General features: G+C 37.3%; 6 protein-coding genes and 1 pseudogene. 2 read left to right on the top strand and 5 right to left on the bottom strand.

All coding sequences use genetic code 11. From position 1 onward, the window contains the following. Nucleotides 1–136: 136 nt before the first annotated feature. The 4 genes from RDN22_RS10705 to RDN22_RS10690 form a co-directional block, all read right to left on the bottom strand. Entirely contained in the window at nt 137–352 is a 216-nt protein-coding gene (locus tag RDN22_RS10705) for a hypothetical protein (RefSeq protein ID WP_240411106.1), read from the bottom strand. A gap of 155 nt (nt 353–507) precedes the next feature. Next, nucleotides 508–975, bottom strand: coding sequence for an Rpn family recombination-promoting nuclease/putative transposase (locus RDN22_RS10700; protein ID WP_278557531.1), 468 nt, complete (start codon nt 973–975; stop codon nt 508–510). A gap of 254 nt (nt 976–1,229) precedes the next feature. Beyond that, nucleotides 1,230–2,525, bottom strand: a complete 1,296-nt coding sequence (gene serS / locus RDN22_RS10695) for a serine--tRNA ligase (RefSeq protein ID WP_308558091.1) — start codon at nt 2,523–2,525, stop codon at nt 1,230–1,232. A 297-nt stretch (nt 2,526–2,822) separates the two neighbouring features. Further along, nucleotides 2,823–3,293, bottom strand: a complete 471-nt coding sequence (locus RDN22_RS10690) for a hypothetical protein (RefSeq protein WP_278557535.1) — start codon at nt 3,291–3,293, stop codon at nt 2,823–2,825. A 1,242-nt stretch (nt 3,294–4,535) separates the two neighbouring features. Here RDN22_RS10690 and RDN22_RS10685 point away from each other — a divergent pair. Next, nucleotides 4,536–4,727: a hypothetical protein gene (locus tag RDN22_RS10685; RefSeq protein WP_278557537.1), complete on the top strand. Its 192-nt coding sequence runs from the start codon at nt 4,536–4,538 to the stop codon at nt 4,725–4,727. Nucleotides 4,728–4,798: 71 nt separating this feature from the next. Further along, nucleotides 4,799–5,038, top strand: a complete 240-nt coding sequence (locus tag RDN22_RS11390; protein ID WP_374043099.1) for a transposase — start codon at nt 4,799–4,801, stop codon at nt 5,036–5,038. A gap of 1,123 nt (nt 5,039–6,161) precedes the next feature. Here RDN22_RS11390 and RDN22_RS10680 read toward each other — a convergent pair. Further along, nucleotides 6,162–6,851, bottom strand: a pseudogene (locus RDN22_RS10680) (group II intron maturase-specific domain-containing protein); the annotation flags it as partial. Nucleotides 6,852–6,908: the final 57 nt, after the last annotated feature.

Raw genomic sequence — 6,908 nt, 5'->3', positions numbered from 1 at the left:
TTAAACTAAAATAAGCACTGATGTTAAATCCATCAGTACTTAAAATTGTAGAACCATACTTTTTTATACTTTAAACCTAAAAAGCAGGTCTAATTGGTATTATCACCAGCTAGAACTGCTAATTTTTATCTGCTCATTATTTCAGACACCGTTTATAATATTGCTCAGCTTCCTCATCCGTTAAGTCATACGCTTCTTTCAAATTAGCGATGATTCGTTCTTTTGGCAATTGCTGTTTGATGAATAAGCTTGTAACCTGCAAAATTGCTTCTTCTTTTCCTTCTTCTATACCCTCTTGCCGCGCGACCTTCAATCCATGGCGACGATCCATTTCATATAACGATAAACGCATATATTCCGCCCTCCATTTCTTATTATGCTTGACGAATGCGACTCTTTTCTTTAATTATACGATGAAACGATCGTCACCATCAACTTTACGATTAGCAATCACATCCAAAAATTTTTGTAAAGGCTGATTAACATCTTTCCGCAAACTCGGAATATTTAAGAAAATTGTGTCCCATCGTCTGCGATATGTTTTGGGATTTCATCAACGTGTCGATGAATGGTATATTGCTGCAAGCCTAAGCCAAGCGGATCAAAGCAGCAAAAGAAAATCACATATGAATTATTAGCTTCTTGGTAATTTTTCCCTTTTTCGTACGAATCAAGTGATGTCATCGCTTGGTAATATCGCGCTCGTTTTAACAGATCTTTTTCATCTGCAACCTGCATTTCTATATCATAGCAATTATTTTTCGTATCCCGAGTAAATACATCAAAGCGGACTCCTTTCGCATCTGGAGCAAAATTAATCTCTTCTTGGCTATTTGGTAGTTTGATATGATCAATTTTCAACTCCGGTAAAACACGTTGAATTACTTCCTGACAAATCTTTGGATCAATTATCACCTTACTGAAAACAAAGTCATTTGATAATCCGGCATCTTCCCATTTCTGAATTAAGTTCATTTTTTCGCCTCCCATTAACTAAAGAACGAAAGCAATGGACTTTTTAACTAAATTCAAAAGAAAAACCAGGAGCAACCATCTATTAAGGAGGTTGTTCCTGGTTTAATTATGTTTAGTAGTTCGGTTCTAGGCAACATAGTCAAGATCTGCTCACCGCGACCGCCACCTCCGTCTAACTATCCCGTCCTTGATTGTAAACAATCATCGTCCGGGATTCCTTAGTACTCGGTGGCTAGTCCGTCGCGGTTCGCACTCTACTTTTTAAACGGCACCGCGTTTTCTTTGGTGATCTTAGTAACACCGTGCATGTATGGAACTAAGACTTCTGGAATGGTTACGGAACCATCTTCGTTTTGGTAGTTTTCCAAAATAGCGGCAACGGTCCGACCAACGGCAAGGCCTGAACCATTCAAGGTGTGAACGTATTGTAACTTCCCATTTTCATCACGGTATTGAGTGTGCATCCGGCGAGCTTGGAAGTCCAGGCAGTTTGAACAACTTGATACTTCACGGTACTTGTTTTGAGCTGGCATCCAAAGTTCAAGGTCATGGGTTTCAGAAGCGGTGAAACTCATATCACTAGTAGTCAATGTAATGACGTGGTATGGCAAACCGAGCTTCTTCAAGATGTTTTCAGCGTTGGCGGTCATCTTTTCCAATTCATCCCATGAATCTTCTGGCTTCGTATACTTAACCATTTCAACCTTGTTAAATTGGTGCATCCGGATCAGACCACGGGTATCTCGCCCAGCGGCCCCAGCTTCTGAACGGAAGCATGGTGTCAAGGCTGTAACGTAAACTGGCAATTCTTCTGCCGGAATAACGTCGCCACGGTAATAGTTAGTCAATGGTACTTCGGCAGTTGGGATCAAGGTCATATCTTCACCGTTAACTTGGTAAACACCCTTCTTAAACTTAGGGAATTGACCAGTTCCGTACATTGAAGCAGCGTTAACAATGTATGGTGGCAATACTTCGGTGTAGCCGTCCTTCATGTGTTCATCGAGCATGAAGTTGTAAACGGCACGTTCAAGCTGGGCACCTAAACCAAGGTAGTAAACAAACCGGGCACCAGAAACTTTCCGCGCACGGTCAAAGTCAAGGATTCCCAAGTTTTCACCAACATCCCAGTGGTGCTTTGGTTCGAAATCAAAGTTACGGATCTTGCCGACCTTCCGTAATTCAACGGAACCTTCTTCAGTCAAACTTACTGGAACGCCATCGTGAGGAATATTTGGCAAGCGAGACATTTTATCGTGGAAGACTTCATCATTTGCTTCAACTTGTTCATCGAGTTCCTTGATTTGGTCACCCAATTCACGGGTTTCCTTAATTGCTTCGTCAGCTGATTTACCATTCCGCTTGGCTTCACCAATTTTCTTTGAAGCTTCATTCCGTTGGGCCTTCAAAGCTTCAGTCTTTTGAAGCAAGTCACGACGCTTTTGATCAAGTTCGATTACTTCATCAATTTCTTCAGCCTTAACGCCCCGAGTAGCTAATTTTTGCTTAAAGAATTCGGGATCTTTACGAATCTTCTTAATATCTAACATTGTATCCTCCTAACAAAAAGAGCCATTCCATCCTCAAAATATTTTGGGACGAAATGGCTCTTAGTTCCGCGGTACCACCCAAGTTTGACAGTTAAATGTCACCCTCGCGATGGATAACGGCCATCAACCGTGCGGCATTACCCGCCCACATTTACTTGCACCGGAGTTTCGATCAACAACTTGCACCTACCGTTGTCTCTCTGAATGATCTACTTGAAATGCATCCGTGTTTAATATTCGCCATTATCATATTACATCTGGCGTTATTTAGCAATCGATATTTTAATAAAATTTATTTTAATTTGCATGACGCAAACCAAATAGTGAAGTTAACCCGGCAATCCGTAGTCCAAGGCCATGAAGAATATTTGTCTTTTTTGGTTCAGCTGGACGATGAATCAACGGTGGACGTGAACTGGTCTTGGTATACCGGTCATCAAGTCGTTCATTATCAAACTTATTGTAGACAATTACGATCTTTGAATCAGGAGTCCAGGCATTTACCTGTTCACTTGGCAAAAATGCCCGATCAGGTGCACAGCCCTTAATTTCAGGAGCATCAAATTCAGCCCATTCCTTTGGTGAATCAGGTTGAATAACCCATTGACTATAAGTTATTTGCCCATCTGCTGTTGGTACTTTACTGCGTTGAAAACGAACAGTTTGTTTGATTTCTTGCTGAGTACCATCAACGTCCACTAAGACGATCGTTCGTGTTGACTTTGCCGTCAGCGCATCAGTCAATTGTTGTTCTTCTACAGTAACCATCTGCACCTAACCTCACTTACTTTTTAATAATTTATCGAGTATTAACTTAATTCAAAGCAACCATTACAGTGCCATTTAACATGTAATTGTAGACCCTAATATTAAAAATGTCAAAACTCGTTTATCAAAATATAAGTAAGGAAAACTATTTTTGACTATTAAAGGTTAATGCATCTTTCTTTCTACTTATTTATCCCATATAGTTCAGTTTCTTGAAACAAAAATTCCCTCATAAGTAGCAAGGAAAGCGTTACCTTACCATAGCTAGCTTCAACAGTAACTTAACTACCAATTAAGTGTTTCTAATATTGAAAAATGTAATTAATACTCTTTCAAATTTCTTTAACAGGTACCTCTAATCTTAACAACGCTTTCTTTACTTTCTGCAATAATTAATGGGAACTTCCTGTCTGTTAGTAAAATCTCTGTAATCATTTTCATATATGTATTACTAAAAAAGATCATTTTTAAACAATGGCAATACTTCATCTATTATTTGAGCATTAGAATTCTTCTAAACGTAGTACACTAAATCTTGGAAGGCGTATGCATAGTCTCTAGCTAACTTTGTTATCTTTATTAAAGTTGAATTGCTAATTATTTTACTCACCTGAGTAAACTCTTTTTGGTAATGATATTTAATATAAAATAGTCCGAGAGCGCTCAGCGGAATTAGATCATTTCTCAGTAAGAAAATTAAAATATTGTTATTTCGCTATTTGCAAAATTAAGTTAGAAAATAGACTAAGTTTAGTAGTGAAGATTCAAATTGACGGATCTGAATTTCCACTACTTTTTTGTTAGAGTAGGAAACGAAGTTGACATGTCGCAAATTTCTTTGGCATTGAATGTCGCATCGCAAAATGGCAATTTTGTTTAATTTTACAAAAATCTGGTCTTAATCTGTTGGCTATTGAAATTGAGTACAGAAAATTAGATTGTAAGATAACGAATGATTTGAACTTCACAGAGATGTAAAAATGCTTTGTGTATTTGGAATAGATGTAAGTAAATCAACAATAAAGCTATCAACCATTAAAGAAAACAGACTTCACAGGGCACTCCAAGTGGTATTCCCAAAAATAGAGAATATATTAAGCAACTTCAAAAATGATTTATATTATTTTCTTGTAAAGAATTTTTGTCAACCAAAAAATGCTTTAACTTATTCCAATAATATATTATTAACTGAGCTAATAAAAAAGGAACTAAGAAGCAAATTTCGATACAAAGAGCTGCTAAATGGCTAAGTCACTAATTAGTGCAGCTAAGAATGTTTATTCAGTTGCTGATGATTCACCCGTTTTTGAACAAATTGATTATATAATCAGTAAAGTACAAACTGAATCAGATGAAAAGAAAATAGTAATATCTAAGATGGTTAATTTGGCTAAGTCACTAAAAGAATTTGATGAATTACTTAGTATACCCTAATTTGGCAAACGATAGTTGTTCAATTAATGAATTAGGTGATATTTGAAGATTTAGAAACAGTAACGCCTTAAATGCTTTTTATTGGAATAGATCTTCGCCATTATGAATCTGGAAACTATGTAGCAAATGATCATATAAGTAAAAGAAGCAATACAGTAGCCAGAAAAATTTTATTCAAATCGATCCAAAGTATCGCTATGGTTTCTCACTATCATCCAAGTCATATTAATGATTCTTATCAGCGGAAGAAGCAATCTTCTGAGCGTGGAACTAAGAAAATTGCGATAGCAACAATGCTTCATTTTAATTAAAACAACGTATCACCTTGTTAAATTTGATCAAACTTATGATTATAGTTTAAGATCTTGATCATAAATCACGATATCATCTTAATGAAACAATTTAAGAACATTGGATTCTTTTTGTGTACCCAACTTTATATAGTTACTCCGTTCTTTTGGATCAACATATTTAGATTGCTTTTAATCCTTTATATAACAATAAGTACTTGACCAAACGTAGAAAAAATTAGTGGAAATACGCAATCGGGAGATGAACAAGAGTTCCAGGCCATCCAAGAACTAAAAGAGAAAATGACTGGTCAATTAGTCGACTGTGTAGAGCAGCTGGTGTTTCACGCGATGGTTATTATAAATAGCTCAATCGAAACTAAGTCGGTATCAGAAAGAACAGACTGAACTCCTTGAAGCTATCTTAGGACTAGAAAAAGCACATAATTGAACGCTTGAATATTTAGCAATGACTACACAGTTAAAATTTGAGAACCAATTAAATTTTACACCCGGACTAAAGCGAGTGACTAACTGCATGCGTAAGCATGGAATTCAAGCCAACGTTAGGAAGAAGAAACGTAACCGCATTCAATACCATAAAAATATGTTAATGACAATCTATTAAATGAGCAAATAGTAAAAGCGAAAATGAAGTCAATGGAAGTCGTTTATGGCGAACACATACTTCATAAAGCACAAGTACATGTTGTTTTAGATTTATATGGCCGTCACGCTCTAAGCTACAACATTTCTGATACTGAAACCTCATCATCGGTAATCGAGGCATTTAATCGTGCATTTAAGGTTGAAACTGATGCACGATCCATACGGATCGTGAAACAGCATACTGTTCAAGTATGTTTAACGATTACTTAGCTTCCAGAAATTGTGTTCACAGCATGTCACATCCAGGTCCCCCATGGGAGAGCTCACCAATGGAACGATTTTAAGCTGGTTTGAATGAATAAACATGCACGACCAAAAATACCGGAAGAGCTAGAGCAACTCGTCAAAGAAGCTATTGAATACTTTAATAAAAAGTGTGCATATACAATCGAGTAGACGATAATTGATTAATTCAATTATCGCCCTCTCACACCATCGTACGTACGATTCCGTATACGGTGGTTCGACAACTTAATCACTTTTGAATTGACTGGAGCGTCTTGAACAGATTGATCAGGCCAAGGTGCTCCAGCTTTCGGTTTGCTAGAGAATAGTTTAGAGTCTTACTGTGCGTAGTTCGTCAGTAGCCCCTTGCGGGTACTATCGAAAGTATACGCATCATGGTAGGACAACCCTAACTTTTGTAAGTTCGTAACCTTAGTTTTCAATTTCTTCCATTATTTCCAGATATACTGCCTTATTCGAGCTTTCAACCATTGGTCAAGGCGTTGAATAAAACCGGTCAGTTTTCTAATTGAGTAATACTGAAGCCAGCCACGCATTTTTCGGTGAATTTCCTCAAACATTCGCTCAAGGGATACTCCCCGGTTACGCTTGGTTAATAGCTTTAGTGTTTGCTTAATTTGCTTTTTCGATTGCTTGGCTGGCCGGGCATAGGCACTGTTACGGTCCACACCTATTGAAAAGCCAAGAAACTTCAATCGTAAAGGACTACTACCAATTTTAGTTTTATCTGGGTTAACTTTAACCTTCAGTCGCTTTTTAAGAATCTTAGCAATGCTCTGCATTACTCATTCTCGGCCCATTGACTTTTACAGTCGTCCGCATAGCGCACAAAGTGGCGACCATATTTGGTTAACTTTTTGTCCAACTCATTCAGATAAATATTAGCCAATAGTGAGAAAAGTGGTCCTCCTTGTGGAGTTTGGGAGTGTAAAATATTTTGTGTAAATTTCTAAATTAAATTGAAAAAGGGAAAGCC

Origin of the sequence: uncultured Lactobacillus sp. (assembly GCF_902491705.1) — a bacterium.
Taxonomy (GTDB): Bacteria; Bacillota; Bacilli; order Lactobacillales; family Lactobacillaceae; genus Lactobacillus.
The sequence above is the reverse complement of the archived record's forward strand: the minus strand, read 5'-3'. Positions and strand labels throughout refer to the sequence as shown.

Coding starts and splice junctions, on each gene's coding strand:
- RDN22_RS10685 (WP_278557537.1), top strand. CDS start 4,536: ATGGCTAAGTCACTAATTAGTGCAGCTAAGAATGTTTATTCAGTTGCT.
- RDN22_RS11390 (WP_374043099.1), top strand. CDS start 4,799: ATGCTTTTTATTGGAATAGATCTTCGCCATTATGAATCTGGAAACTAT.
- RDN22_RS10690 (WP_278557535.1), bottom strand. CDS start 3,293: ATGGTTACTGTAGAAGAACAACAATTGACTGATGCGCTGACGGCAAAG.
- serS (WP_308558091.1), bottom strand. CDS start 2,525: ATGTTAGATATTAAGAAGATTCGTAAAGATCCCGAATTCTTTAAGCAA.
- RDN22_RS10700 (WP_278557531.1), bottom strand. CDS start 975: ATGAACTTAATTCAGAAATGGGAAGATGCCGGATTATCAAATGACTTT.
- RDN22_RS10705 (WP_240411106.1), bottom strand. CDS start 352: ATGCGTTTATCGTTATATGAAATGGATCGTCGCCATGGATTGAAGGTC.